The sequence below is a fragment of the Leifsonia sp. NPDC056824 genome (assembly GCF_042789575.1).
GTDB lineage: Bacteria > Actinomycetota > Actinomycetes > Actinomycetales > Microbacteriaceae > Leifsonia.
Genome location: NZ_JBHUAV010000002.1, coordinates 570,889 through 595,135, shown reverse-complemented (window position 1 = coordinate 595,135; position 24,247 = coordinate 570,889). Strand labels below are relative to the sequence as shown.

Annotated in this window: 26 protein-coding genes and 1 riboswitch; of the genes, 22 read left to right on the top strand and 4 right to left on the bottom strand. The window is 72.2% G+C overall.

The features are described from left to right. Positions 1 to 269 precede the first annotated feature (269 nt). The 5 genes from ligA (at position 270) to gatB (ending at position 7,433) form a co-directional block, all read left to right on the top strand. Positions 270 to 2,516, top strand: coding sequence for an NAD-dependent DNA ligase LigA (ligA, locus tag ACFRFH_RS12400; RefSeq protein WP_382463300.1), 2,247 nt, complete (start codon positions 270 to 272; stop codon positions 2,514 to 2,516). Between the two features lie 223 nt (positions 2,517 to 2,739). Then, positions 2,740 to 3,984, top strand: coding sequence for an alpha/beta hydrolase (locus tag ACFRFH_RS12395; protein WP_382463299.1), 1,245 nt, complete (start codon positions 2,740 to 2,742; stop codon positions 3,982 to 3,984). A gap of 103 nt (positions 3,985 to 4,087) precedes the next feature. After that, complete coding sequence (gene gatC, locus ACFRFH_RS12390) at positions 4,088 to 4,384, top strand: Asp-tRNA(Asn)/Glu-tRNA(Gln) amidotransferase subunit GatC (protein WP_382463298.1); 297 nt, start codon at positions 4,088 to 4,090, stop codon at positions 4,382 to 4,384. A 2-nt stretch (positions 4,385 to 4,386) separates the two neighbouring features. Then, positions 4,387 to 5,934 carry an Asp-tRNA(Asn)/Glu-tRNA(Gln) amidotransferase subunit GatA gene (gene gatA, locus ACFRFH_RS12385; protein ID WP_382463297.1) on the top strand — a complete coding sequence of 516 codons (1,548 nt, stop codon included), beginning with the start codon at positions 4,387 to 4,389 and terminating at the stop codon, positions 5,932 to 5,934. Continuing rightward, a complete protein-coding gene (gatB, locus tag ACFRFH_RS12380) occupies positions 5,934 to 7,433 on the top strand; it encodes an Asp-tRNA(Asn)/Glu-tRNA(Gln) amidotransferase subunit GatB (protein WP_382463296.1) in 1,500 nt (499 codons plus the stop codon). Before gatA ends, gatB begins: the two co-directional genes overlap by 1 nt. A 98-nt stretch (positions 7,434 to 7,531) precedes the next feature. Here the strand turns inward: gatB and ACFRFH_RS12375 are convergent, their stop codons facing one another. Further along, on the bottom strand, positions 7,532 to 8,089 hold the full coding sequence (locus ACFRFH_RS12375; RefSeq protein WP_382463295.1) for a hypothetical protein: 558 nt from the start codon (positions 8,087 to 8,089) through the stop codon (positions 7,532 to 7,534). Here ACFRFH_RS12375 and ACFRFH_RS12370 point away from each other — a divergent pair. From ACFRFH_RS12370 to ACFRFH_RS12350, 5 genes are all read left to right on the top strand, one after another. Next, complete coding sequence (locus ACFRFH_RS12370; RefSeq protein ID WP_382463294.1) at positions 8,076 to 8,372, top strand: hypothetical protein; 297 nt, start codon at positions 8,076 to 8,078, stop codon at positions 8,370 to 8,372. The two genes, ACFRFH_RS12375 and ACFRFH_RS12370, sit on opposite strands and share 14 nt — an antisense overlap. 44 nt (positions 8,373 to 8,416) lie before the next feature. Further along, a complete protein-coding gene (locus ACFRFH_RS12365; RefSeq protein ID WP_382463293.1) occupies positions 8,417 to 8,977 on the top strand; it encodes a YbaK/EbsC family protein in 561 nt (186 codons plus the stop codon). Then, positions 8,974 to 9,894: an oxygenase MpaB family protein gene (locus ACFRFH_RS12360; protein ID WP_382463292.1), complete on the top strand. Its 921-nt coding sequence runs from the start codon at positions 8,974 to 8,976 to the stop codon at positions 9,892 to 9,894. The genes ACFRFH_RS12365 and ACFRFH_RS12360 overlap by 4 nt, the downstream gene beginning before the upstream one ends. 122 nt (positions 9,895 to 10,016) lie before the next feature. Next, complete coding sequence (locus ACFRFH_RS12355; RefSeq protein WP_382463291.1) at positions 10,017 to 11,774, top strand: APC family permease; 1,758 nt, start codon at positions 10,017 to 10,019, stop codon at positions 11,772 to 11,774. A 53-nt stretch (positions 11,775 to 11,827) separates the two neighbouring features. Then, positions 11,828 to 12,262 carry a PaaI family thioesterase gene (locus ACFRFH_RS12350; RefSeq protein ID WP_382463403.1) on the top strand — a complete coding sequence of 145 codons (435 nt, stop codon included), beginning with the start codon at positions 11,828 to 11,830 and terminating at the stop codon, positions 12,260 to 12,262. Positions 12,263 to 12,266: 4 nt separating this feature from the next. Here the strand turns inward: ACFRFH_RS12350 and ACFRFH_RS12345 are convergent, their stop codons facing one another. Together ACFRFH_RS12345 and ACFRFH_RS12340 are read right to left on the bottom strand one after the other, a co-directional pair. Then, positions 12,267 to 13,970 (bottom strand): long-chain-fatty-acid--CoA ligase, encoded by a 1,704-nt coding sequence (locus ACFRFH_RS12345; RefSeq protein WP_382463290.1) that lies wholly within the window; start codon positions 13,968 to 13,970, stop codon positions 12,267 to 12,269. Between the two features lie 10 nt (positions 13,971 to 13,980). Continuing rightward, complete coding sequence (locus ACFRFH_RS12340) at positions 13,981 to 14,646, bottom strand: SDR family oxidoreductase (protein WP_382463289.1); 666 nt, start codon at positions 14,644 to 14,646, stop codon at positions 13,981 to 13,983. 86 nt (positions 14,647 to 14,732) lie between these two features. Between ACFRFH_RS12340 and ACFRFH_RS12335 the strand changes: the two genes are divergently transcribed. The 5 genes from ACFRFH_RS12335 (at position 14,733) to ACFRFH_RS12315 (ending at position 17,436) form a co-directional block, all read left to right on the top strand. Next, positions 14,733 to 15,056, top strand: a complete 324-nt coding sequence (locus tag ACFRFH_RS12335) for a DUF6412 domain-containing protein (RefSeq protein ID WP_382463288.1) — start codon at positions 14,733 to 14,735, stop codon at positions 15,054 to 15,056. A 69-nt stretch (positions 15,057 to 15,125) separates the two neighbouring features. Beyond that, on the top strand, positions 15,126 to 15,887 hold the full coding sequence (locus ACFRFH_RS12330; protein ID WP_382463287.1) for a YidC/Oxa1 family membrane protein insertase: 762 nt from the start codon (positions 15,126 to 15,128) through the stop codon (positions 15,885 to 15,887). An 86-nt stretch (positions 15,888 to 15,973) separates the two neighbouring features. Then, positions 15,974 to 16,216 carry a hypothetical protein gene (locus ACFRFH_RS12325; protein WP_382463286.1) on the top strand — a complete coding sequence of 81 codons (243 nt, stop codon included), beginning with the start codon at positions 15,974 to 15,976 and terminating at the stop codon, positions 16,214 to 16,216. Between the two features lie 3 nt (positions 16,217 to 16,219). Continuing rightward, positions 16,220 to 16,756 carry a DUF1697 domain-containing protein gene (locus ACFRFH_RS12320; protein WP_382463285.1) on the top strand — a complete coding sequence of 179 codons (537 nt, stop codon included), beginning with the start codon at positions 16,220 to 16,222 and terminating at the stop codon, positions 16,754 to 16,756. A gap of 53 nt (positions 16,757 to 16,809) precedes the next feature. Beyond that, the gene (locus tag ACFRFH_RS12315) at positions 16,810 to 17,436 is read left to right on the top strand and encodes a hypothetical protein (protein WP_382463284.1); all 627 of its coding nucleotides are present in this window, start codon (positions 16,810 to 16,812) and stop codon (positions 17,434 to 17,436) included. Between the two features lie 18 nt (positions 17,437 to 17,454). Here ACFRFH_RS12315 and ACFRFH_RS12310 read toward each other — a convergent pair whose 3' ends face one another. Then, the gene (locus ACFRFH_RS12310; protein WP_382463283.1) at positions 17,455 to 18,459 is read right to left on the bottom strand and encodes an aldo/keto reductase family protein; all 1,005 of its coding nucleotides are present in this window, start codon (positions 18,457 to 18,459) and stop codon (positions 17,455 to 17,457) included. Between the two features lie 58 nt (positions 18,460 to 18,517). Between ACFRFH_RS12310 and ACFRFH_RS12305 the strand changes: the two genes are divergently transcribed. From ACFRFH_RS12305 to ACFRFH_RS12275, 7 genes are all read left to right on the top strand, one after another. Continuing rightward, positions 18,518 to 19,792 (top strand): DNA polymerase IV, encoded by a 1,275-nt coding sequence (locus tag ACFRFH_RS12305; protein WP_382463282.1) that lies wholly within the window; start codon positions 18,518 to 18,520, stop codon positions 19,790 to 19,792. Between the two features lie 70 nt (positions 19,793 to 19,862). After that, a complete protein-coding gene (locus tag ACFRFH_RS12300; RefSeq protein ID WP_370052963.1) occupies positions 19,863 to 20,192 on the top strand; it encodes a GerW family sporulation protein in 330 nt (109 codons plus the stop codon). A gap of 36 nt (positions 20,193 to 20,228) precedes the next feature. Beyond that, a riboswitch (TPP riboswitch) is annotated at positions 20,229 to 20,340 on the top strand. Positions 20,341 to 20,372: 32 nt separating this feature from the next. Continuing rightward, the gene (locus ACFRFH_RS12295; RefSeq protein WP_382463281.1) at positions 20,373 to 20,993 is read left to right on the top strand and encodes an ECF transporter S component; all 621 of its coding nucleotides are present in this window, start codon (positions 20,373 to 20,375) and stop codon (positions 20,991 to 20,993) included. Between the two features lie 20 nt (positions 20,994 to 21,013). Next, positions 21,014 to 22,549, top strand: a complete 1,536-nt coding sequence (locus ACFRFH_RS12290) for an ABC transporter ATP-binding protein (protein ID WP_382463280.1) — start codon at positions 21,014 to 21,016, stop codon at positions 22,547 to 22,549. Next, on the top strand, positions 22,546 to 23,325 hold the full coding sequence (locus tag ACFRFH_RS12285) for an energy-coupling factor transporter transmembrane component T family protein (protein WP_382463279.1): 780 nt from the start codon (positions 22,546 to 22,548) through the stop codon (positions 23,323 to 23,325). The genes ACFRFH_RS12290 and ACFRFH_RS12285 overlap by 4 nt, the downstream gene beginning before the upstream one ends. Further along, positions 23,309 to 23,968 (top strand): ATP-binding protein, encoded by a 660-nt coding sequence (locus ACFRFH_RS12280; RefSeq protein WP_382463278.1) that lies wholly within the window; start codon positions 23,309 to 23,311, stop codon positions 23,966 to 23,968. Before ACFRFH_RS12285 ends, ACFRFH_RS12280 begins: the two co-directional genes overlap by 17 nt. Next, positions 23,965 to 24,231: a hypothetical protein gene (locus ACFRFH_RS12275; RefSeq protein WP_382463277.1), complete on the top strand. Its 267-nt coding sequence runs from the start codon at positions 23,965 to 23,967 to the stop codon at positions 24,229 to 24,231. The genes ACFRFH_RS12280 and ACFRFH_RS12275 overlap by 4 nt, the downstream gene beginning before the upstream one ends. The last annotated feature ends 16 nt before the right edge of the window (positions 24,232 to 24,247 follow it).

Genomic DNA, 24,247 nt, shown 5'->3' with positions numbered 1-24,247 from the left:
TCGGCGTGTCGGCAGGTAACGGAGGAGATCGGGCACTGCCGACACCGAATGTCCTCCGTTGCCGACGGCGGTGGGTGTCGGTAACGGAGGAGATTGGGGGCTGCGGGGGCCGGATGTCCTCCGTTGGCGACGGCGGTTATGTCGGTAACGGAGGAGATTGGGGCCGGGTGGGGGTGGATGTCCTCCGGTAGCCGGCATTCGGGCGGGAGTCGGGGTGGATGTCCTCCGTTGGCTGCGGCGGCGTCGGTGGGGGTGAATATGCTTGCGGGGTGACTGACGAGCAGGACGCGCACGCGCGCGCGGAGGCCCAGGACCTGACCACCCGCATCCTCGAGCTGCGCGACGCGTACTACGAGCGCGACACCGTGCTCGTCAGCGACGAGGAGTACGACCGCATGCTGCGGCGCCTCGAAGAGCTGGAGCGCCTGCACCCCGAGCTGCAGAGCCAGGACAGCCCCACCCAGACCGTCGGCGGCCGCGCCCAGACGACGCTGTTCGCGCCCGTGGAGCACGCTGAGCGGATGCTCAGCCTCGACAACGTGTTCTCACTGGAGGAGTTCGAGGCGTGGGCCGCCAAGGTGGAGCGCGACGCCGGCCGCCGGGTCGACTACCTCTGCGAGCTCAAGATCGACGGCCTCGCGATCAACCTCCGCTACGAGAACGGCGTGCTGGTCTCGGCGGCCACCCGCGGCGACGGCGTCGTGGGGGAGGACGTCACCGAGAACATCCGGCTGATCCCGGCCATCCCGCAGCGGCTCGCCGGCGACGGCCCGTTCCCGTCGCTGGTGGAGGTGCGCGGCGAGGTGTTCTTCCCCGTCGCCCAGTTCGACGAGCTGAACGCCCACCAGCAGGAGGCCGGCGAGCGCGTCTTCGCGAACGCCCGCAACGCCGCCAGCGGCTCGCTGCGCCAGAAGGCCGAGGGCAAGAACGCCGCCCAGCTCGCGCTCATGCGCGACCGGCTGCGCCGCCTGCACATGCTCGTGCACGGCATCGGCGCGTGGCGGAACCCGCCGGTCGACGCCCAGTCGCAGGTCTACGAGCTGCTCGGCTCCTGGGGTCTGCCGACCTCCAGCCACTACCGCGTCCTCGGCACGGTCGCCGAGGTGGATGAGTTCATCCGTTACTTCGGCGAGCACCGCGGCAGCGTCGAGCACGAGATCGACGGCATCGTCATCAAGGTGGACGAGCTGGCGCTGCACGACGAGCTGGGCGCGACCTCCCGGGCTCCCCGCTGGGCGATCGCCTACAAGTACCCGCCGGAGCAGGTCAACACCAAGCTGCTCGACATCGTCGTCAGCGTCGGCCGCACCGGCCGGGCGACGCCGTTCGCGGTGATGGAGAAGGTGCGCGTCGCCGGCTCCGAGGTGCGCCAGGCGACGCTGCACAATCAGGACGTCGTGAAGGCGAAGGGCGTGCTCATCGGCGACACGGTCGTCCTGCGCAAGGCCGGCGACGTCATCCCGGAGGTCCTCGGCCCGGTGGTCGAGCTGCGCGACGGCACCGAGCGCGCCTTCGTGATGCCGGAGAACTGCCCGGAGTGCGGCACCAAGCTGGCGCCGGCCAAGGAGGGCGACATCGACCTCCGCTGCCCCAACTCCGAGTTCTGCCCCGCGCAGGTGCGCGGCCGCGTGGAGCACATCGGCTCGCGTGGCGGGCTCGACATCGAGGCGCTGGGGGAGGTCGCGGCCGCGGCGCTCACCCAGCCGCGCTTCCCGGAGACGGCGCCGTTGCCGACCGAGGCCGGGCTGTTCGGGCTGACCGTGCGGGAGCTGTTCCCGATCGAGGTGGTCGTCCGCGACTCGGAGACCGGGCTGCCGAAGCTGACGGATTCCGGCGCTGAGAAGGTGGACACACCGTTCCGCCGTCGTCGCCAGAAGAAGGACGGACCGTTCCACCCCGATGCCGCGGAGTTCGACGGCGACGAGTTGTACGTTCCCTCCAAGAACGCGCTGGAGCTGCTCGCGAACCTCGCCGCCGCCCGCACGAAGCCGCTCTGGCGCATCCTCGTGTCGCTCAACATCCGGCACGTCGGCCCGGTCGCCGCCCGCGCGCTGGCCGACCACTTCGGCTCGCTCGACGCCATCCGCGGCGCCTCCCGGGAGGAGCTCGCCGCGGTCGACGGCGTCGGCGGCATCATCGCCGACGCGGTGCTCGCCTGGTTCGAGGTCGACTGGCACCGCGAGATCATCGAGCGCTGGGCGGCCGACGGCGTGCAGTTCGCCACTCCGGGTCACGCCGGGCCCGGCGCGCAGGCCGACGCGGGCGGCGTCCTCGCGGGACTGACCGTCGTCGCCACGGGCTCGCTGGAGGGCTTCACGCGCGAGGGCGCACAGGAGGCGATCATCTCCGCGGGCGGGAAAGCGGCCTCCAGCGTGTCCAAGAAGACCGACTTCGTCGCCGCGGGTCCCGGTGCGGGGTCTAAGCTCGCCAAGGCGGAAGAACTGGGGGTGCGCGTCATCGACGCCGCCCAGTTCGCGATCCTTGTCGAGAAGGGCCCCTCCGGGCTGGAGAACTAGTCCGTCACTTTGTGGACAGACCACAAGTTATCCCCCTGAATCGGGGGTAGAACGTCCATCCGTCCACCCCCCGGATGCGGCTAGAGTCGTGGTGTGCGCTCGCCCGGTGCACGCAAGGGCTTAGCTCGCTCGCTCTCGGAGGGACCCGGACGGAGTGCTGGTCGGCTTTGCAACAGCTTCCATCGTCACCTCGGTCGTCACAGGACTGACCGGGGCCTTCTTCATGCCTGCCGACACTGCGCAGGCGGCGCAGGTGGAAGCGCTCGCGCAGCCCGCGCCGGCGGCCATCGGCGACGCGCCGGCCAGCTCCGGCCCGGCGGGAGCCGGGATCTCCGGCCCGAGCGCCGCGGCCGTCTTCGACTCGATCCGCGCGGTCGACCCCGCCGCGCTGCCCGGGTTCCTCGGCGCACACGTCTCCGACCTGAACCGGCTGCTGACCAGCCCGCCGGCGGCGAAGGACGTCAGCCAACTGTGGAAGCTCCTCGACCCCGCCCGGCAGGCCGAGCTCGTGAAGTTCGCGCCGCATGTGATCGGCAACCTGGAGGGCGTCCCGTACGACATCCGCGGCAAGGCGAACGTGCTCGACCTGGACCGCACCATCGCCTCCGCGAAGTCCGACCTGCGCACCGAGCGCGGCACGACCGAGCGGGTCACCCTCAAGCGCCAGCTCACGACGCTCGGCAACGTCGAGACGGCGCTGAAGAAGAAGGACGGCGTCAGACGCACCCTGGTCGCGCTCGACACGTCGGCGGACGCCAGGGCCGCGATCGTCGTCGGCGACCTCCGCACGGCGCGCTACGTGAGCGTGCTCGTGCCCGGCATGTACATGGCGGTGGGGGAGCAGGTGGTGAGCTGGGCCGGCGTCGCCCAGGACCTCTACTCGCAGGAGACCGGCTTCCTCAAACGCTTCCTCGGCTCCCGATCGCATAGCGCGGCCCCCGGCGTCGCGGTCGTGGCGTGGATCGGCTACCAGACCCCCGTGCTGACGAACATCGGCGGCATGGACCTCGCCAAGCAGGGCGCCGACAGCCTGGAGCGCACGCTGATCGGCCTCCAGTCGCTGCGCCAGACCGACCCGCCGTACGTGAGCGTGCTCGCCCACTCGTACGGCTCGACCGCTGCGCTGCTCGCGCTCGAGAAGGGCACCGTCACCGTGGACGCGCTCGCGCTGATGGGGTCGCCGGGCTCCGACGCCCAGTCGGTGCACCAGCTCGGCGTCCGCGGCGGCAACGTGTACGTCGGCAAGGCGTCGATGGACCCGATCGTCAACAGCGCGTTCTTCGGCAGCGACCCGGGGGCGCCCTCCTACGGTGCGAAGAAGATGGGGGTCGGCGGCGCGACCGACCCGATCACCCGCAAGAGCCTCTCCGGTTCGAGCGGCCACAACGAGTACTTCACCGCGGGGACCGAGTGCATGCGCAACCTCGCGCTGATCGGCATCGACCAGGGCGGCCGCGTCCTCAGCTAGCCCCGTGGCGGAGGTCGTCCTCCGGGCGTTCCGGAGGCGGGCGCGGGCAGGCGTGGTCACCCTAGAATTGACTCAGCCCACTCAGACACCACGACGGAGACGCATGTCCGAAATCAGCGCAGAACAGGTCGCGCACCTGGCGAGCCTCGCCAGGATCGACCTCAGCCCGGAAGAGATCGAGAGCCTCACGAGCGAGCTCGGCCAGATCGTCGAGGCGGTCGCCAAGGTGCAGGAGGTCGCAGGTCCCGACGTCCCCGCGACGAGCCACCCGCTCCCGCTCACCAACGTGTTCCGGTCCGACGTGGTGCGCCCGTCGCTGACCGTCGAACAGGCGCTCTCCGGCGCCCCCGAGCGCGAGGGCGACCGCTTCAAGGTCGCCACCATCCTGGACGAGGAGTAAGCATGACGGATCTGACCAGGCTCTCCGCCGCGACCCTCGCCGACCTGCTCGCCACGCGCGAGGTCTCCTCGGTGGAGGCCACCCGTGCCCACCTCGACCGCATCGAGTCGGTCGACGCCGACGTGCACGCGTTCCTGCACGTCGCGGGCGAGAACGCCGTCCGTACCGCCGCCGAGATCGACGGCCGCCGGGCCGCGGGCGACCCGCTCGGCCCGCTGGCCGGCGTCCCCGTCGCGATCAAGGACGTGCTCGCCACCCACGACATGCCGTCGACCTCCGGCTCGCGCATCCTCGAGGGCTGGATCCCGCCCTACGACGCGACCGTCGTCCGCAAGCTGCGCGAGGCCGACCTGGTGCCGCTCGGCAAGACCAACATGGACGAGTTCGCGATGGGCTCCTCCACCGAGCACTCCGCGTACGGCCCCACCCGCAACCCGTGGGACCTGGAGCGCATCCCCGGCGGCTCCGGAGGTGGCTCGGCCGCGGCCGTCGCCGCATTCGAGGCGCCCTTCGCGCTCGGCTCCGACACCGGCGGGTCGATCCGCCAGCCCGCCGCCGTCACCGGCTCGGTGGGCGTCAAGCCGACCTACGGCGGCGTCAGCCGGTACGGCGCGATCGCGCTGGCCAGCTCGCTCGACCAGGTCGGCCCGGTCTCCCGCAGCGTGCTCGACGCCGGTCTGCTGCACGACGTGATCGCGGGCCACGACAAATTCGACTCGACCTCACTGACCGACACCTGGCCGTCGATGGCCGATGCCGCCCGAGCGGGCCTGCGCGACGGCGCCCTGAAGGGCGTACGCGTCGGCGTCGTCCGCGAGCTGAACGGCGAGGGCTTCCAGGCCGGCGTCACGCAGCGCTTCGTGGAGGCGCTGGCGCTTCTGGAGGGCGCGGGCGCCGAGATCGTGGAGGTCGACGCCCCGAGCTTCGAGTACGCGGTCGCCGCCTACTACCTGATCCTACCGGCCGAAGCGTCCAGCAACCTGGCCCGCTTCGACTCGGTGCGCTTCGGCCTGCGGGTGAACCCGGAGGACGGCCCCGTCACCGTCGAGCGCGTGATGGCCGCGACCCGCGACGCCGGCTTCGGCACCGAGGTCAAGCGCCGCATCATCCTCGGCACCTACGCGCTGAGCGCCGGCTACTACGACGCCTACTACGGCTCGGCCCAGAAGGTCCGCACGCTCATCCAGCACGACTTCTCCGCCGCGTTCGAGAAGGTGGACGTGCTGGTCAGCCCGAGCGCGCCGACCACGGCGTTCAAGTTCGGCGAGAAGCTGGCCGACCCGATGGCGATGTACCTCAACGACATCACCACCATCCCGGCGAACCTCGCGGGCGTGCCCGGCATGGGCCTCCCGATCGGGCTGGCGCCGGAGGACGGCCTCCCGGTTGGCATGCAGCTCATGACGCCGGCCCGCGCCGACGCCCGGCTGTACACGATCGGTGCCGCGCTCGAGCGGCTCCTGGAGGACCAGTGGGGCGGCAGCCTGCTGAGCCAGGCGCCCGACCTGAGCGCCACCGAGATGTTCGCGAGCGAAGAGGGAGCGGTCTGATGGCCACGGCCGAACTGATGGATTACGACAAGGCCCTCGAGCTGTTCGAGCCGGTGCTCGGCTTCGAGGTGCACGTCGAACTGAACACCGCGACCAAGATGTTCTGCGGCTGCGCGAACGAGTTCGGCTCCGGCGCGAACACGAACACCTGCCCGACCTGCCTGGGCCTGCCCGGCGGCCTCCCGCAGGTCAACGAGAAGGCGATCGAGTCGAGCATCCGCCTCGGCCTGGCGCTCGGCTGCGACATCGCCGAGTCGAGCCGGTTCGCGCGGAAGAACTACTTCTACCCCGATCTGGCGAAGGACTTCCAGACCTCCCAGTACGACGAGCCGATCGCCCACGACGGCGAGGTCACGATCGAGCTGGAGGGCGGCCGCGAGCTGACCATCCAGATCGAGCGCGCGCACATGGAGGAGGACGCCGGCAAGCTGACGCACGTCGGCGGCGCCACCGGCCGCATCCAGGGCGCCGACTACTCGCTGGTCGACTTCAACCGCGGCGGTGTCCCGCTCGTGGAGATCGTCACCAAGATGATCGAGGGCGCGGAGGCTGACGCCCCGGAGGTCGGCCGCACCTACGTGCGCGCCATCCGCGACCTGGTGAAGGCGCTCGGCGTCTCGAACGCGCGCATGGAGGAGGGCAACGTCCGCTGCGACGCGAACGTGTCGCTCCGCCGCCGCGGCTCCTCGACGCTCGGCACCCGCACCGAGACCAAGAACGTGAACTCGCTGCGCTCGATCGAGCGCGCGGTCCGCTACGAGATCCAGCGCCAGGCGGCGATCCTCGACGCCGGCGGCACGATCACGCAGGAGACCAGGCACTGGCACGAGGACACCGGCACCACCTCCGCCGGCCGTCCGAAGTCGGACGCCGACGACTACCGGTACTTCCCGGAGCCCGACCTGGTGCCCGTCGCGCCGAGCCGAGAGTGGGTCGAGGAGCTGCGCGGCACGCTCCCGGAGGCGCCGGCCGCCCGCCGCAAGCGCCTGACCGCCGAGTGGGGCTTCACCGCCCTGGAGTTCCAGGACGTCGACAACGCCGAGCTGCTGGACGAGCTGGAGGCGACCATCGCCGCCGGCGCGACCCCGGCCGCGGCCCGCAAGTGGTGGACCGGCGAGATCGCCCGCCTCGCGAACGCGCAGGGCGTCCCGGCCGGTACGCTGGTCAGCCCGAAGCACGTCGCCGAACTCGCGGCCCTGGTCGAGGAGGGCACCCTCACCGACCGCCTGGCCCGCCAGGTGCTGGAGGGTGTCGTCGCAGGCGAGGGCGCTCCGCAGGAGGTCGTGGACGCCCGCGGGCTCGCGGTCGTCTCCGACGACGGCGCGCTGATCGCGGCCATCGACGAGGCGCTCGCGGCGCAGCCCGACGTGCTGGAGAAGATCCGCGACGGCAAGGTGCAGGCCGCCGGCGCGGTCATCGGCGCCGTCATGAAGGCGATGAAGGGCCAGGCGGACGCCGCCCGCGTCCGCGAGCTGGTGCTGGAGCGCGCCTCGCAGTAAGCGCCTGCCGCCCCACGAGGGGCACATAGTTGTCACTTACGACCCGCCTAAGTGACAACAACGTGCCCCTCGGCAGTCGGTGCGCGCGTGGGATGCGCTCAGAGCATCCAGGCGGTGCAGGTGCCGTCGTCGTCGCGCTGCGCGCACTGCCAGGACGGCTCGCAGTACAGGAGGTTCCCGTCGCCGTCCACATGGGCGACATTCGGCGGCGGGCACTGGGCGAGGGCGTCGTCGGTCGGCGGGGTGTCGGCGGGGGCCGAGTCGGCCGACTGGCCGCCGCTCGACTGATCGGCCGTCGACTGATCGCCGGTCGTTCCGGGGCCGGCGGGTGCCGCGCCGCTGGCCTGCGCTGCTGCCTGCTGGGCAGCGGCCTGCGCAGCCGCGGCCTCCGCGGCTGCCTGGTCGGCCAGCGCCTGCTGCTCGGCCGTGAGCCGCGCGCCGAGCGCGTCGCGGTAGTCGCCCTGATCGTGGCGGAGCGAGTCGGCCACCGCCGCCTGCTGCGCGGCGCTGACGGAGGCGGCGTGCGCGTCCGCCTCGGCGGCGCGCGCCGCGGAATACGTCACCGTCACGATGAGCAGGACGAGCGCGACGACAGCCGCCGCAGCAGCGATGATGCCCCTGGGGTGTCCCCGCCACGCTTTCGTGAGCGTATTCATAGAAAGCAGGGTAGACCATCCGGTCCGCTCCGGCCTAGCAGTAGGCGGCGCCCCCCGAGCGCACGACCTGATCGAGCGGGTCGCGAGCGCCGCCGCCGCCACGGCGGCGGCGCTCGCGCCTGTGCTCGCGCTCGCGGGCGGGCTCACCCTGCTCGCCCTCGACACCGAGGCCGGGAGCCTCGCCGGGTCGCTGCTGCCGCGGCGCGATTCCGCACGAATGTCGCGATTACCGGCGCCCGCGAACACGCGATTCGGCACGAATGTGTCGAATGCGGGCGCCTAAACCCACATTCGGCACGAATGTGCGGCGCGCGCTACCGTAGGCGCATGGGCGTCTTCACACTCGGCGGGCTGACCACCGCACCGGCCTCCTCCCGCACCGACCTGCTGGCCCCGGCCACCCTCGCGACGCTCGCCGGCCTCGGCTGGCTCGATGAGGTGGGCGTGGTCGAGATCGACCCGGACATCTCCGACACCGCGGCCACGCAGGAGCAGTTCGGCCTCAGCGCCGACACGCTCGCCAACTGCGTCGTCGTCGGCGGCAAGCGCGAGGGCGTGGAGCGGATCGCCGCCTGCGTCGTGCTGGCCACCACCCGCGCCGACGTCAACAGCACCGTGAAGCGCCTTCTCGACGTCCGCAAGGCGTCCTTCCTGCCGATGGAGCGTGCCGTCGAGTTGACCGGGATGGAGTACGGCGGGATCACCCCGATCGGGCTGCCGCCGGAGTGGCCGCTGCTGGTGGACTCCCGGGTGGTCGCGGATGGCGTCGTGGTCATCATCGGCTCGGGCGTCCGCCGGTCCAAGATCCTGCTTCCCGGGCGGCTGCTGGGCGACCTCCCGTCCGCGCAGGTGATCGACGGGCTCGGTCAGGAGTTCGCACCGCGATGACCGGAGCCGGCGTCGACCGTCTCCTCGGCCCGGTGCGGTCGCACCTGATCGAGACGCTCTCCGGCCGCTCAGACCGCGTCCCGGGCTGGGTGCTGCGGCTGGAGGACGGCGAGGACGCGGGCTTCTTCCCGGCCGGCGGCGCCGCCTGGACGGTGCACGGCGGGATGCCGACCCTCGTCGCGGGCGTTCGCGCCCTCCTGCTGCAGGCGCTGCATCCCGGCGCGCTGGCGGGCGTGCGTGACCACTCCCGGTACCGCGAGGACCCGCTGGGGCGGCTGGCGGGCACGATCCAATGGATCCACACGGTCACCTTCGGCAGCCGCGGCCAGGCCGTCGCCGGTTCGGAGCTGGTGAAGACACTGCACGAACGCGTCCACGGCAGCTACGTCGACGGCCACGGCGTCACCCGCCCGTACACCGCGAACGACCCCGACCTGGCCGAGTGGGTGCACCTGGCCTTCACCGACGCGTTCCTCACCGCGCACGAGCGCTGGGGATCGCCGATCCCGGGCGGAGCGGACGGGTACGTGAACGAGTGGGCGACCGCGGCCGAGCTGATGGGCGTGGGCGACCCGCCGCGCACGGCCGCCGACCTGCGCGCCAGGATCGACGCGGCCACCGACGCGGGCGAGCTCCGGGGCGGCCCGGAGGTGGAGGAGATCGTGCGCTTCATCCGGCGGCCGCCGCTGCGCTGGACGCTGCGGCCGTCGTACCGGGTCCTGTTCCGCGCCGGGGTCTCCACACTGGAGCCGCGGCACCGCGCGCTTCTCGGGCTGCCGGTCGCCGATCGGCTGCCCGTCCGGCGTGCGACGGCGGTCGTGCTCGGCGGCGCGCAGGTGCTGCTGGGGCCGCAGACGCAGGCGGAGCTGGCCGCGCGGCGGCGCCTGGCGAGGCTCGCGGCGACGACGGAGGCCTGAAGCCGCCGAGGGCCCACGGCGCGTCTGTGAGAACCTGCAACCTGTTCGCGCCGGTTCGCCGCTATTCTGTGGCCGGTGGCCCGCTCATCGTGGAGCGGACCCGAGTCACCGGAGGTGTTGCAATGACATCCACCCGTCCAACCGCGCCCGACGAGGCCGGTAACAAGGGTCTCAAGGGGGGCGCGCTCGGCTTGGTGTCGAGCGTCGTGGTGGGCGTCGCCTCCACCGCCCCCGCCTACAGCCTCGCTGCCAGCCTCGGCTTCATCGTCGTCGGCGGCACGCTAGCCGCCGGTGTCAAGGCACCCGGCATCGTGCTGCTGGCGTTCGTCCCGATGTACCTGATCGCCGTCGCGTACCAGGAGCTCAACAAGGCGGAGCCGGACTGCGGCACGACCTTCACCTGGGCGGCGCGCGCCTTCGGCCCGATCACCGGCTGGATGGGCGGCTGGGGCATCGTCATCGCCGACGTGATCGTGATGTCCAACCTGGCGCAGATCGCCGGCAGTTACTCGTACACGTTCATCGGCGGCTTCGGCCTCCCCGGCGTCGCGGCGCTCGCCAACAACAACGTTGCCGTGACGATCGCCGGGTTGATCTGGATCGCCCTGATGACCTGGATCTGCTATCGCGGCATCGAGGTGTCGGCGCGCGTGCAGTACGTCCTGCTCGGCTTCGAGATCGTCATCCTGATCTTCTTCGCGGCCTTCGCGCTGGTGAAGGTCTACACCGGCAACGCCGAGCCGTACTCGCTGATCCCGCAGTGGTCGTGGTTCAACCCGTTCACGCTCGACTTCGGTCAGACCATCGCCCCCGCGCTGCTGACCGCGATCTTCATCTACTGGGGCTGGGACACCGCGGTGTCGATCAACGAGGAGACAAAGAACCCCGAGAAGACCCCGGGCCGCGCGGCCGTCATCAGCACCCTGCTCCTGCTCGCCACCTACGCGATCGTCACCGTCGCCACCGTGGCCTTCGCCGGCGTCGGCGACAAGGGCATCGGCCTCGCCAACCCGGCCAACTCGTCCGATGTGTTCTCGGCGATCGGCCCGACGCTGTTCGGCAGCGGTCCGCTCGGCTCCATCCTGCTGACGTTGCTCGGCTTCTCGATCCTGACCTCGGCATCGGCCTCCACCCAGACCACGATCCTGCCGACGGCGCGTACGACCCTCTCGATGGCGGTGTACAAGGCCATCCCCGAGAAGTTCGCGAAGATCCACCCGAAGTTCCTGACCCCCACCTGGTCGACGGTCGGCATGGGGATCGCCTCCGCGGCCTTCTACCTGCTGTTCACCGCGATCAGCGTCACGCTGCTGACAGCGCTGATCGGCTCGCTCGGCCTGATGATCGCGTTCTACTACGGCCTCACCGGGTTCGCCTGCGTCTGGTACTACCGCCGCACACTGTTCACGAGCTTCCGGCACGCGATCATGCGCGGGCTGTTCCCGCTGCTCGGCGGCCTGATGCTCGTCGCGGTGTTCATCTACGGGGTGGTGCAGTTCGCCGCCCCGGACTGGCTGACGGACGACAAGGGCAAGAACGTGACCATCTTCGGCATCGGCGCGGAGGCCGTCGTCGGCATCGGCGGCATCCTGATCGGCGTCGTGCTGATGATCGTCTGGCGGATCATCCGGCCCGACTACTTCAAGGGCCGCACCCTGCCGCGCCGGAGCGACGACATCGTGCTCGCCCCCGATGTGGTCGGCGCGGACTCGGTGTTCGGCTCGGTGGCATCGCGCCTGCCGGCGACCGTGATCGCGCCCGACTTCTCCAACCTCCCCGAAGGACAGACCCCGGTCAACGCGGATACGCTCGAAGCGGTCGACGAGCCGGCGGACCTCCCGCCGGCCGACCCCGACCTCCCGCGGAAGGGGAGTGAGTGAGCGAACGCAGCCGAACCGTCCACTGGGAGGACCCGGCGCCGGGCGTCGCCGTCATGCCGACGGTGAGCGGCCTCGAGTACCTGCACAAGATGATCGCGGGGGAGCTGCCGCCGCCGCCCATCGCGAACCTGATGGGGATGACGCTGACGGAGGCCGAGACCGGGCGGGCGGTGTTCGTCTGCGAGCCCGACGAGTCGCACTACAACCCGATCGGGACGGTGCACGGCGGACTGGTGTGCACCCTGCTGGACTCGGCGATCGGCTGCGCGGTGCAGTCGACGCTGGCGCAGGGCCAGGGCTACACGTCGATCGAGATCAAGGTGAACTACCTGCGGCCGGTGTTCGCCGGCAGCGGCCCGCTCACCTGCAGCGCGACGGTGACCAAGCCGGGCAACCGGGTGGCGTTCGCGGATGGTGTGGTGACGGACGGGAGCGGCAAGACGGTCGCGACGGCGACGGGGTCGCTGCTGGTGTTTCCCATCGGGTAGCTGCTCAGGACCCCGCGGCCTCCTGCTGCGCCACGAGCTGGTCGCGCACCTTCCTGCGGATGACCTTGCCGACGATGCTGCGCGGAAGCTCGTCCACCTGCACGACGTGCTTCGGCACCTTGTAGGCGGTTAGGCAGTCGCGGCCGTAGGCGCGGATGGCCTCCTCGTCGAACGACGCGCCCGGCTCCATGACCACGGCGGCGACGACGTCCTCGCCGCCGCGGCGGTGCGGGAGGCCGACGACGGCGACGTCCGCGACTCCCTCGAAGGTGCGCAGCGCGTCCTCCACCTCCGTCGGGGAGACGTTGAAGCCGCCGGTGACGATGAGCTCCTTGATCCGGTCGACGATCCGCACGAAGCCGTCCTCGTCCATCGTCACGATGTCGCCGGTGCGGAACCAGCCGTCCGCGGTGAGCGCCTTGGCCGTCTCGTCGGCGTTGCGCCAGTAGCCGGAGAACACCTGCGGCCCGCGGGCGAGCAGCTCGCCCTCCTCGCCGACCCCGCGGTCGACGGCCGGGTCCTCCGGGTCGGCGACGCGCAGCTCGGTGCCGGGCAGCGGGAGGCCGACCGTGCCGGCCTTGCGGGTCGCGCCGACCGGGTTCGCCATCAGCACCGGGGAGCACTCGGAGAGGCCGTAGCCCTCCACCAGGTAGCCGCCGGTCTTCGACTCCCAGAGGTCGACGATGGTCTGCGGGAGGCTCATCGCGCCGGAGATCGCGATGTCGATGCCGGAGAGCGACACCTTCCGCTTCTCGGCCGCCTGCACCAGCCGCTCGTAGATCGGCGGCACGGCGGGCAGGAAGGTCGCCGGCCGCTTCTTCACGACGTCCAGCACGAGGTCGGGGTCGAACTTCGGGAAGAGCACCAGCCGCGACCCCATGCTCATGGCGAAGGTCAGGCAGAGCGTGAGCCCGTACGCGTGGAACAACGGGAGGACCGCGTAGACCACCGAGGTGCCGCGCTCGATCGCGGGCACCCACGCGCGCGCCTGCGCCGCGTTGACCGCGAGGTTGAGATGGCTGAGCATGACGCCCTTGGGGCGCCCGGTGGTGCCGCTGGTGTACTGGATGAGCGCCAGGTCGTCGCGCTCCGGCCGCGGCACGGAGGCCTTCAGCCGCCGGGACGACACCAGCGACTCCCAGGCGACGGCGCCGGAGACCTTCGCGGTCAGCTGCTCGCGGGCCTTGCGGGCGGCGGGAACGGGGAGGCGGAGGGCGAATCGCTTGCTCGCGGGCATCCCGCGGGTCATGTCCACCGACACGATGGTCGTCACGCCGAGGTCGGCCGGGAGATCCTGCACCGTCGCCACGACCTTGTCCCAGACGATCGCGACGGTCGCGCCGTGGTCCTCGAACTGGTGCCGCAGCTCGCGCGGCGTGTAGAGCGGGTTGTGCTCCACCACGACGGCGCCGAGCCGCAGCGCCGCGTAGAACGCGACGACGTGCTGCGGGCAGTTCGGCAGCACCAGCGCGACCCGGTCGCCCTTGCGGACGCCGCGCTTGCGCAGACCCTCGGCGGCACGGGCGATCTGATCGCCGAGCTCGGCGTAGGTCGTCGTCGCGCCGAAGAACTCCAGGGCGACGTGCTTGCCGTAGTTCGCCACCGACGCGTCGATCAGGTGGGCGAGGGAGCCCTCCGGCAGCTCGATGTCGGCGGGGACACCCGGAGCGTAGGCGGAGACCCAGGGGCGATCGCTGTAACCACTCACAGAGAAGAGCCTAGGGGGCCGCCGTCAGCGTGCGCACGGCCTCCTCGATCGGGACATCGCCGGAGACGACCTCCCAGGTGCGGCCGATCGTAGCGGGATCGTGCAGGCAGACAGCGATCAGCCGGGCGACGTCCTCGCGGGCGATGGTGCCGCGCGGCACGCTCTCGCCGAGCTGCACCGCGCCCGTGCCCTCGTCGAAGGTCAGCCCGCCCGGCCGCAGGATGGTCCAGTCCAGCCCGGAGGCGCGCAGGTCGGCGTCGGCGTCGCGCTTGGCCTCCACGTAGGCGCGCCACTGCGGGTCGGCGTCCTCCGCCACCGGGCCGTCGACGCCCCAGGCGCTCACCTGCACGAACCGGCGGATGCCGGCGGAGGCGGCGGCCTCGGCGGACTTCACCGAGCCGGCGTAGTCGACCGTGCGCTTGCGGGCGACGCCGGAGCCCGCCCCGGCGCCCGCCGTGAACACGACCGCGTCGCAGCCGACGATCGTCATCGCGATGGCGCCGGAGTCGGCCTGCTCGATGTCGAGGACGTGGCCCTCGCCGCCGAGGCGGTAGACGTCCTCGGCGTGCTCCTCGCTGCGGACGAGGCCGACGAACTCGTCCCCCCTGTCGTAGAGCACCCGCATGAGCTGCTGGGCGACTTTTCCGTGGGCTCCGACGATCGCGATTCGACTCATGCCTCCATCTTGCTCCTGTTCTGGGCCGCTCCGCTCATGGCGAACGTGCGCGCGGCCCGGCGGGAGGATGCGTTACGGTCGTGCACATGACCGGTCTGCTGGAGTTCGTGGCGCGCTTCTTCGCGCCGGGCTCCGGCCTGTCGGTGCTGTGGCACTCCGCGGCGTGGCCGGGAGGCCTCTCCGGACTCGTCGCCCTCGCCGGCCTGGCCGGCGCGATCGGTCTCGTCGCGGTCGCCGCGACGGCGGTCGTGCGCTCGGTCGCCGCGCTGGCGGCCTCCCTGCGCGTGCGCGCCGTCTGGTCGAACCCGCTGCAGCCCGCCGCCGGCTGGCTGCTGCAGAGCCAGGCCGACCCGGACGCCGATGGCCGTCCGCGCCCGCGAGCCCCCGGCATCCTCCTGCCGGTCGCGTAGCAGGGCGCTTTCCCGCCCCTGCGCGGCCAGACGACGTCTTCGTTCGTTCTGACAGCAGGGATACCACCCATGGACTTCTTCTCGTGGCCGCCGATCGCGGCCATCCTCGACGCGGCCTACGGCTTCGTCGCCGCCCTCTCGGCCGCCGTGGAGCCCGTCGCGGGCGCAGCGGCCGGCATCGTCGCGATCGTCGTCCTGACGATGATCGTGCGCACCCTCCTCCTCCCCGTCGGCGTCAGCCAGGTGCGCGCCGAGTACACCCGGCGCCGGCTCGCCCCGGCCCTCGCCGAGCTGCAGCGCAAGCACAGCAAGGACCGGGAGCTGCTCGCCCGCAAGACGATGGAGCTCTACCAGGCCGAGCGCACCTCCCCGTTCGCCGGGATGCTGCCGCTGCTCGCGCAGCTCCCCGTCATCTCGCTGGTCTACGCGCTGTTCACGCACGCCACCATCGCCGGTCACGCCAACGCCCTGCTCGACACCCATGTGCTCGGCGCGCCGCTCGGCACCAGCTTCGTCGGCCTCGCCGGCGCCGGCCCGGTCTGGCCCGCCTTCCTGGTCTACGCGGGCGTGCTGGTGCTCATCGCCGCCGTGACCACGGTGTCGCGCCGCGTGCTCGCGCTGCCGCAGCCGGACGGCACTCCCGCGCCGACCGGTGTCGTGCGGGCGCTGTCGTTCCTGCCGTACGTCACCGTGGTCTTCGCGGCGTTCGTGCCGCTCGCCGCCGCCGTGTACATTCTGACCACGACGGCCTGGACCGTCGTCGAGCGTGCCGCCCTGCGTCGCCTGCTCGACCCGGCGCGCGGGAGGGCCGAGCCGTCGACTTCGCACTGAGATGGGATGCTTGAGCCATGTGGAAGCGTGATCGTCCCCGCCCACCCCGCGACCCCCGAGCGGCGACGCCGGCCTTGGGCGTCGGCGTGCAGGTGTACGTCCTCGAGCAGGAGCCGCCGTCGCCCGACGACTGGCCGGGGGAGCCCACCGGGGTGATCATCGCCCGCGCTGACCGCAGCATCCGCTCCATCTCGCTGCCGAACGACGGTTTCACCGGCTGGGTCGTCGCGTTCAGCGAGCCGCAGCTCCGCCGCGACGGAGACGGGCCGTACGAGACCGCGATCATCCCGGCTGTGCTGCTGGTGGCCGCTGAGCCCGCGGAGGCCTGAGCGGTGCTCGGGGTCGGGCTGATCCGCGGCATTAATGTCGGCGGCAACGCGCGTGTCGCGAAGGCCGACCTGGCGGCCGCGTTCGAGGCGGCCGGCTTCGAGGACGTGGTCACCCTGCTGCAGAGCGGCAACGTCGTCTTCCGCGGGCCGGGCGACCCCACCGCCGCGCAGGCCGAGGCGGTCAGCGCGGCGCTGGCCGAGTCGTCGGGCGTGGCCGCCGGAGTGGTCCTGCTGCCGGAGGACCGCTTCCGCCGGATCGCGGCGGACAACCCGCTGGTGGAGATCGCTGACGACGACTCCCGTCTCGTCGTGACCTTCCTCGATCACGACGTGCCCGCCGGCGTGAGCGCGCCGGACGACGGCGACCTCGCCCCCGAGCTGGTCCGGCTGGGGGACCGCGCGATCTACCAGTGGAGCCCGCTCGGCGTCTCCAAATCGGTCGTGCCCGCCGCGTTCTGGCGCGCCCTCGGGCCGGTGGCGACGGGACGCAACCAGCGCACTGTCCTGCGCCTGATTGCCGAGCTCGACCGGCGCGGCTGAACGCGGAAACCGATGCACTGCTGGCGGTCACCGGCTGCTCTTACAATGACGGCATGTTCGTCGAGGGCACCCTTCGATGGCAGGTCACCGAGGACTGTCCCTGGGACCTGCTGATCGCGCTCGCCCTGCGCGACATCGTGGGCCTCGACAACAGCAGGGAGCCCGCCCTCCCGCGGGTGTCGCCGGCCGTCGTCCCCGCCCTGCACGGGTCGGCGGAGCGTAGCGGCCCCGCCACGACCCTGGCGGCGAAGGACGTGCTGGAGACCCAGTGGCACGCTCTCTTCGAGCGGGCGGCCGACCGCGAGAACCGCCCGATCACCCAGCTGCTGCAGCCTCCGCACTTCGCCGCGCTCGACCGCGCGATCGAGCTGCAGGACATCGTGCTCGCCCAGCACGAGGCGGCCGCGCGCTGGGCGCGCGAGCGCCGCGCCGAGTACGCCCGGGCGAGCATCGAGCACCACGCCACCCGCGCCGCCGACATCGTGGACGTCGTCCACGAGCGGGAGCACGACCTCCGGCGCCAGGCCGGCTACTTCCGCCTGGACATCGACGTGCTCCCGCTCGCCGAGCGCGGCGCGTGGATCGTCGGCCCGCACACGGTCGTCGTCAGCACCTCGCTGCGCGACGACTCGCAGGCGTTCCGCGACTGGTTCCGCCCGCTGGTCGCCGCGCTCGTGTGAGAGCCGCGCTCGTCTGAGTTAGGCCACTCGCTGCGGCGGGGAGGTGGTCTCCGCCGGGTCGGTCACGGCGACGTCCCCGACCGCCTCGTCGATGCGGGCGAGCACGTCGCCGCTGAGCCGGACGCCCGCGGCCTTCACGTTGGAGGCCACCTGCTCCGGCCGGGACGCGCCGACGATCGCGCCGGACACGTTCGGGTTCTGCAGCACCCACGCGACCGCGAGCTGCGCCATCGTCGCACCGAGCTCGTCGGCGATCGGCTTCAGCCGCTGCACGGAGGTGAGCACGTCGTCGCGCAGGAAGCCCTTGATCGCGTTCGCGCCGCCCTTGTCGTCGGCCGCGCGGCTGCCCTCGGGAAGTGGCGCGCCCGGCAGGTACTTGCCGGTCAGCACGCCTTGGGCGACGGGAGACCAGACGATCTGCGAGACGCCGAGCTCGGCGGAGGTCGGGACGACCTGCTTCTCGATCACGCGCCAGAGCATCGAGTACTGCGGCTGGTTCGAGATGAGCTGGAAGCCGAGCTCCTTCGCCAGCGCGTGCCCGGCGCGGAGCTGGTCCGCCGTCCACTCGCTCACGCCGATGTAGAGCGCCTTGCCCTGCCGGACGATGTCCGCGAAGGCCTGCATCGTCTCCTCGAGCGGCGTCTCGTAGTCGAAGCGGTGCGCCTGGTAGAGGTCGACGTAGTCGGTGCAGAGCCGGGTGAGCGAGCCGTCGATGGACTCCAGGATGTGCTTGCGCGAGAGCCCGGTGTCGTTGTGGCCCTTCGGGCCGGTCGGCCAGTAGACCTTGGTGAAGATCTCCAGCGACTGCCGGCGCTGGCCCTTCAGAGCGTCGCCGAGCACCTGCTCCGCTGCGGTGTTCGCGTACGCGTCGGCGGTGTCGAAGGTGCTGATTCCCGCGTCGAGCGCGGCGTGCACGCACTGCGTCGCCGTCTCGTTCTCGACCTGGGAGGCGTGGGTGAGCCAGTTGCCGTAGATGATCTCCGAGATCTTGAGACCGGAGTTGCCGAGGTATCTGAATTCCATGCCTCAACGCTAGCGCCGCCGCAGACCCGATGTCGTGGCCGGATGGGAGGATGGCCCTGTGGGCAAGACAGACGGCAGCGACCGGCGGGTGACGACCGCCGACGTCGACGATGCCGACGCCACGATCCTGCACGTCGACATGGACGCCTTCTTCGCCTCCGTCGAACTCCTCGACCGTCCGGACGCCCGCGGCAAGCCCGCGATCGTCGGCCACGCCGGCGGCCGCGGCGTCGTCACGAGCGCGACGTACGAGGCGCGTCGGTTCGGCGTGCGCAGCGCCATGCCGGTCTCCCAGGCGCTGCGGCTGTGCCCGACCGCGATCATCCTGCCGCCGCACTACGAGAAGTACACCGAGTACTCCGGCAAGGTGATGGACATCTTCCACGAGGTGACGCCGCTGGTCGAACCGCTCAGCATCGACGAGGCATTCCTCGACGTCGCCGGAGCGCGCCGGCTGCTGGGATCACCCCGGCGCATCGCCGAGCTCATCCGCTCGCGCGTCAAGGAGGAGACCGGCCTCACCTGCTCGGTCGGCGTCGCCGGCACGAAATTCATGGCCAAACTCGCCTCCGGTCACGCCAAGCCGGACGGCATGCTCGTCATCCCGCCGGCCGACACCGTGGCGTACCTCCGTCCGCTCCCGGTCGGCGCGCTCTGGGGCGTCGGCGCCAGCACCCAGTCCTCTCTGGAGCGAATGGGTATGCGGACCGTCGCCGACCTCGCCGACGCACCGCTGACCGTCCTGCAGCGGGCCGTCGGGGACGCCACGGCGCACAAGCTGCACGAGCTCGCCAACGGCCGCGACCCGCGCCGGATCGTCACGGCATCCCGCGAGAAGAGCATCGGCCACGAGAACACCTTCTCGGTCGACGTGGAGGACGCCGACACCCTGCGCCGCGAGCTGCTGCGGCTCTCCGGGCGGGTCGGCGAGCGCCTGCGCAAGCACGGGATGGTCGGCCGCACCATCGCCCTCAAAGTGCGCTTCTCCGACTTCCGCACCATCACCCGGTCGCGCACCCTCGCCGAGCCGACCAACGTCGGGCGGCGGCTGTTCGAGGAGGCCTGGGACGTCTTCGAGACCCTCGACCTCCGCCTGAAGGACACCCCGATCCGGCTGATCGGCGTGCGGGCCGAGCAGCTCGCCGACGCCGGCGGCGACGCGCTCGCGCTCTGGGACCCGGACGAGGAGTGGCGGGAGGCCGAGCGCACGCTCGACGCGGTGAGCGCCCGCTTCGGGCGCGGCGCCATCGGGCCCGCCTCGCTGGTGCGGAGGTCGCGCGACGCCGAGCAGGCCGAGCGCGACGGCCGCAACCCGCGCTGGCTGAGCGACTAACGCCCTGACCCTCGCCGGCCCGGGCAGAACCGCCCTGGTCACGCCGGGAGCCGCCGGGTACGGTGAACCCATGACGAACCTCTCCCTCAAGCTCGCCGAGACGATGAGCTCCTCCGGAATCAAGTCGGTCTACGGCGAGCCGATCGTCGTCGACGGCACCACGATCGTCCCCGTCGCCGCGGTGCAGTTCGGCTTCGGCGCGGGTGAAGGCCCGGGCGACGACTCGGCGCCGGGAGGTGCGGGAGGCGGCGGCGCCGCCGTCCCGTTCGGCGCGTACATCAGCGACGAGACCGGCGTGCGGTTCCGGCCGAACCTGATCACGCTGCTCGCGGTCGCCATCCCGTTCGTGTGGGTGGCCGGCCACGCCTGGGCGCGGGTCATCCGCGCGCTCAAGCGGTAACGCGCACGCGCACTGCCGCCCGGCGGTCTACACTGAACTCCTGAACACGGGAGTCCGGTGAGCCGGGCTGAGAGGAAGCTTCTCCAAGTTTCGACCGTCGAACCTGATCTGGGTCATGCCAGCGCAGGGAGGCATCTCACAATCCCGTGCCCTCATTTCTGAACAGAAGGGGCACGAACAGTGCACGCAACAATTTCGTCCGTCTCCGCGCCGTCCAAGCGCATCCTCCGCTGGCGGGTCGTCGACATCGTCGTCGCCAGCGTCGTCGCCGTCGCCGCCGGCGTCGTCTTCTGGGTCTGGGGTCAGGCCTACAACCCGATCTCGGGGCCGGTGACCGCCGTCCTCCCCGGCTTCCAGGGCATCCTGAACGGCCCGTGGCTGTTCGCCGGCGTGCTCGTCGCGCTCATCGTCCGCAAGCCCGGCGCCGCCCTGTACGGCGAGGTCGTGGCGGCCGTCGTCTCGATGCTGATCGGCACGCAGTGGGGCTTCGCCACGCTGCTGTCCGGTGTGGTGCAGGGCCTCGGTGCGGAGATCGTCTTCGCGCTGTTCCTCTACGCCCGCTGGAACCTGGTGACCGCGCTGATCGCGGGTGCAGGCACCGGCCTCGCCGAGTCCATCCTCGACCTGATCTACTCGTACCCCGGCTCCAAGCCGGAGTTCGCGATCGTCTACACGATCACGACCACCGTCTCCGGCATCGTCGTGGCCGGTCTCGGCTCGTGGCTGCTGGTCAAGGCCATCGCCCGCACCGGGGCGCTCAATCGGTTCGCCGCGGGCCGCGAGGTCACGGGGCGGGTCTAGGCGACGGCCGGGAGTCTGTCATGCCGCAGCTGAGTCCGGCCGGCTCTCCGCCGGCCCCGGTCGCCGTCCACGTCGGCGACTGGGGCTGGCGGCACGCCGGCCGCCAGGCCTGGGCGGTCCGCGGGCTGAGCCTGGCCATCGAGCCGGGGGAGCGGGTGCTGCTGCTCGGCGCGTCCGGCGCGGGCAAGTCGACCCTGCTCGCCGGGCTCGCCGGCGTGCTGGGCGGCGACGACGACGGCGAGGCGGAGGGCGACCTCCGCGTCGGCGGCCGGCATCCCGCCGAGGCGCGCGGCGCCTCCGGGCTGCTGCTGCAGGACCCGGACGCGCAGGTGATCCTCGCCCGCGTCGGCGACGACGTGGCGTTCGCCTGCGAGAACCTCGGCGTCCCGCGCGACGAGCTCTGGGCGCGCGTGCGCTGGTCGCTGGAGGCCGTCGGGCTCGACCTCCCGCTGGACCGCTCGACCGCGCAGCTGTCCGGCGGCCAGAAGCAGCGGCTCGCGCTGGCGGGCCTGCTCGCGATGCGTCCCGGCCTGCTCCTGCTGGACGAGCCGACCGCGAACCTCGACCCGGACGGCGCGCGGGAGGTCAGGGACGCGGTATCCGCGGTGCTGGAGCGGACCGGCGCGACCCTGATCGTCGTGGAGCACCGGGTCGCCGTCTGGCGGGACCTGGTGGACCGGGTCATCGTGCTCGACGCCGCGGGCGGCGTGCTCGCCGACGGAGCGCCGGAGACGGTGCTCGCCGACACGGCGGGACGGCTTCGGGAGGCCGGCGTCTGGCTGCCCGACGAGCCCGTGCCCGCCGCTCGCCAGGTCACCCCCGGGGCGCCGCTGCTGGAGGCCGCCTCGCTCGCCGTCGGCCGGTCGCCGCTGTTCGCCGGTCGTCGCGCGCGGAAGCGCGCTGAGCGCGGCGGCGACCTGCTGGCGCACGCCCTCCCGTTCCGCGCCGACATCGCGATCGCCGAGGGCTCCGCGCTCGCGCTCACCGGCCCGAGCGGGGTCGGCAAGTCGACGCTGGCGCTCACGCTGGGCGGTCTGATGCCGGCCCTGGGCGGAGCCCTCACCGCCGCGCCCGCGCTGGCGACCGGAGCGGCCTCCGATCCCGGTGCCTGGCGCTCGCGCGAGCTCCTGACCCGCATCGGCACCGTCTTCCAGAACCCCGAGCACCAGTTCATCGCCTCCACCGTGCGCGACGAGCTCGCCGCCGGACCGCGCGCGCTCGGGCTCGCGCAGAGCGAGATCGCGGCGCGCGTCGAGCAGCTGCTGGAGGCGCTCGCGCTCTCCGCGCTCGCTGAGGCGAACCCGTTCACACTCTCGGGCGGCCAGAAGCGCCGCCTGTCGGTCGCGACCGCGCTCGCGACCCGCCCGCGCCTCCTCGTCCTGGACGAGCCGACCTACGGCCAGGACGCGAACACCTGGCGCCGGCTCGTCGAGCTGATCGCCGGGCTGCGCGAGGAGGGCCACGCCGTCGTCGCCGCCACCCACGACTACGAGTTCGCCGCGGCCATCGGCGCCGACGGGCTGCGGCTCGACGCCAGGCGGGAGGCGGTCGCGTGACCATCGCCGAACCCGTCCGCAGCGGCCCGCTCGCCACCCTCAACCCGGTGTCCAAGCTGGGCGCCGCGCTCATCGTCACCGCCGTGCTGCTGGTCTCCATCGACCCGGTGTCGGCGGGCGTGGCCCTCGGGCTGGAGCTCGTCCTGCTCTGCTTCGCCGCGATCCCGGTGCGCGTCCTGCTCGCCAGGACCTCGCCGATCCTGATCGCGGCGCCGCTCGCCGGACTCACCACCGTGCTCTACGGCCGGACCGCCGGGACCGTCTATCTGCACTGGTGGGCGATCGAGGTCAGCGACGGCTCCCTCCAGCTCGGCCTCGCGACGTTCCTGCGCGTGCTCGCGATCGGGCTGCCCGCCGTGCTGCTGTTCGTGACCATCGACCCGACCGACCTCGCCGACGGCCTGGCGCAGCTGCTCAAGCTGCCGGCGCGCTTCGTGCTCGGCGGGCTCGCCGGCCTCCGGCTGGTGGGGCTCTTCGTGGACGACTGGCGCGCGCTCACGCTCGCACGGCGGGCGCGCGGGGTGGCGGAGACCGGGGCGCTGCGGCGCTTCCTCGGCCAGTCGTTCTCGCTTTTCGTGCTCTCGATCCGCCGCGGGTCCAAGCTCGCGACGGCGATGGAGGCCCGCGGCTTCGGCGCGCAGGTCGCCCGCACCTGGGCACGCCCGTCGGTGTTCCGCGGGCGGGACTGGGTGGCGCTGGTGGTCGCCCTCCTGGTGGCCGGCACGGCAGCGGCGGTGGCGATCGCAGTGGGGAGCTGGAATGTCCTGGGCTCCTGACCAACCGCCCGAGCCGGCGGAGCTGCGGGAGCTGCCGCAGCTGTGCGAGCTGCTCGGCGCGGTCGCCGACGCGATGGCGGCGACCGGGGGAGAGGCGGCCCCCGTCGTCCTGATCGACGGCCCGAGCGGTGCAGGGAAGAGCTCGCTCGCCGACCTGCTCGTGCGGCACTGGCCCGGCGCCGACACGCCGCGCCTCGTCAGGATGGACGACCTCTACCCCGGCTGGGACGGCCTCCTCGCCGCGAGCGGCGCGCTGGCCGGCGACCTCCTCGAGCCGCTCGCCCTCGCCGGGCACGGGCGCTGGCGGCAGTGGGACTGGGCGGGCGAACGCCCGGCCGAATGGCACGACATCGCGGGCACCGCGCCGGTCGTCGTGGAGGGCTGCGGCACGCTCGCCGCGGCCAACGTCCGCTGGGCGCACCTCGCGATCTGGCTGGACGCCGACGACGCCCTCCGCAAGACGCGCGCGCTCGACCGCGACGGCGCGACGTTCGCGTCGCACTGGGATCAGTGGCAGTCCGAGTTCGAGGAGTACCTGGCCCGCGAGGACCCACGCGAGCGGGCCGACCTCGTGCTGGACGTCACCGACTGGCCGATCGGTTCTGCACCCCGGCATCCCTCGGGGTCTACGGTGGAGCCATGAGCGAGACATCCCCCTCCGACCGTGAGTACATCGTCGAATACGCGGACGGCCCCCTCGTCGGGACGGCCGAGCGGCGCTACCTGGTCGGCGGCAAGGTGGACGACCGGATCGGGGCGGTCGCCGCGGTCGAGGGCCTCGAGTCGCTGTTCTGGTACGTCGCGGGCGAGGAGCGCAGCGTCAACGGCGAGCGTCACGTCTCGTACCACTTCGACGCTCCCGACAGCGACCCGGTCGAGGCCGACAAGGACGAGGAGTCGCTCTAGCGGCTCGGCACGATGC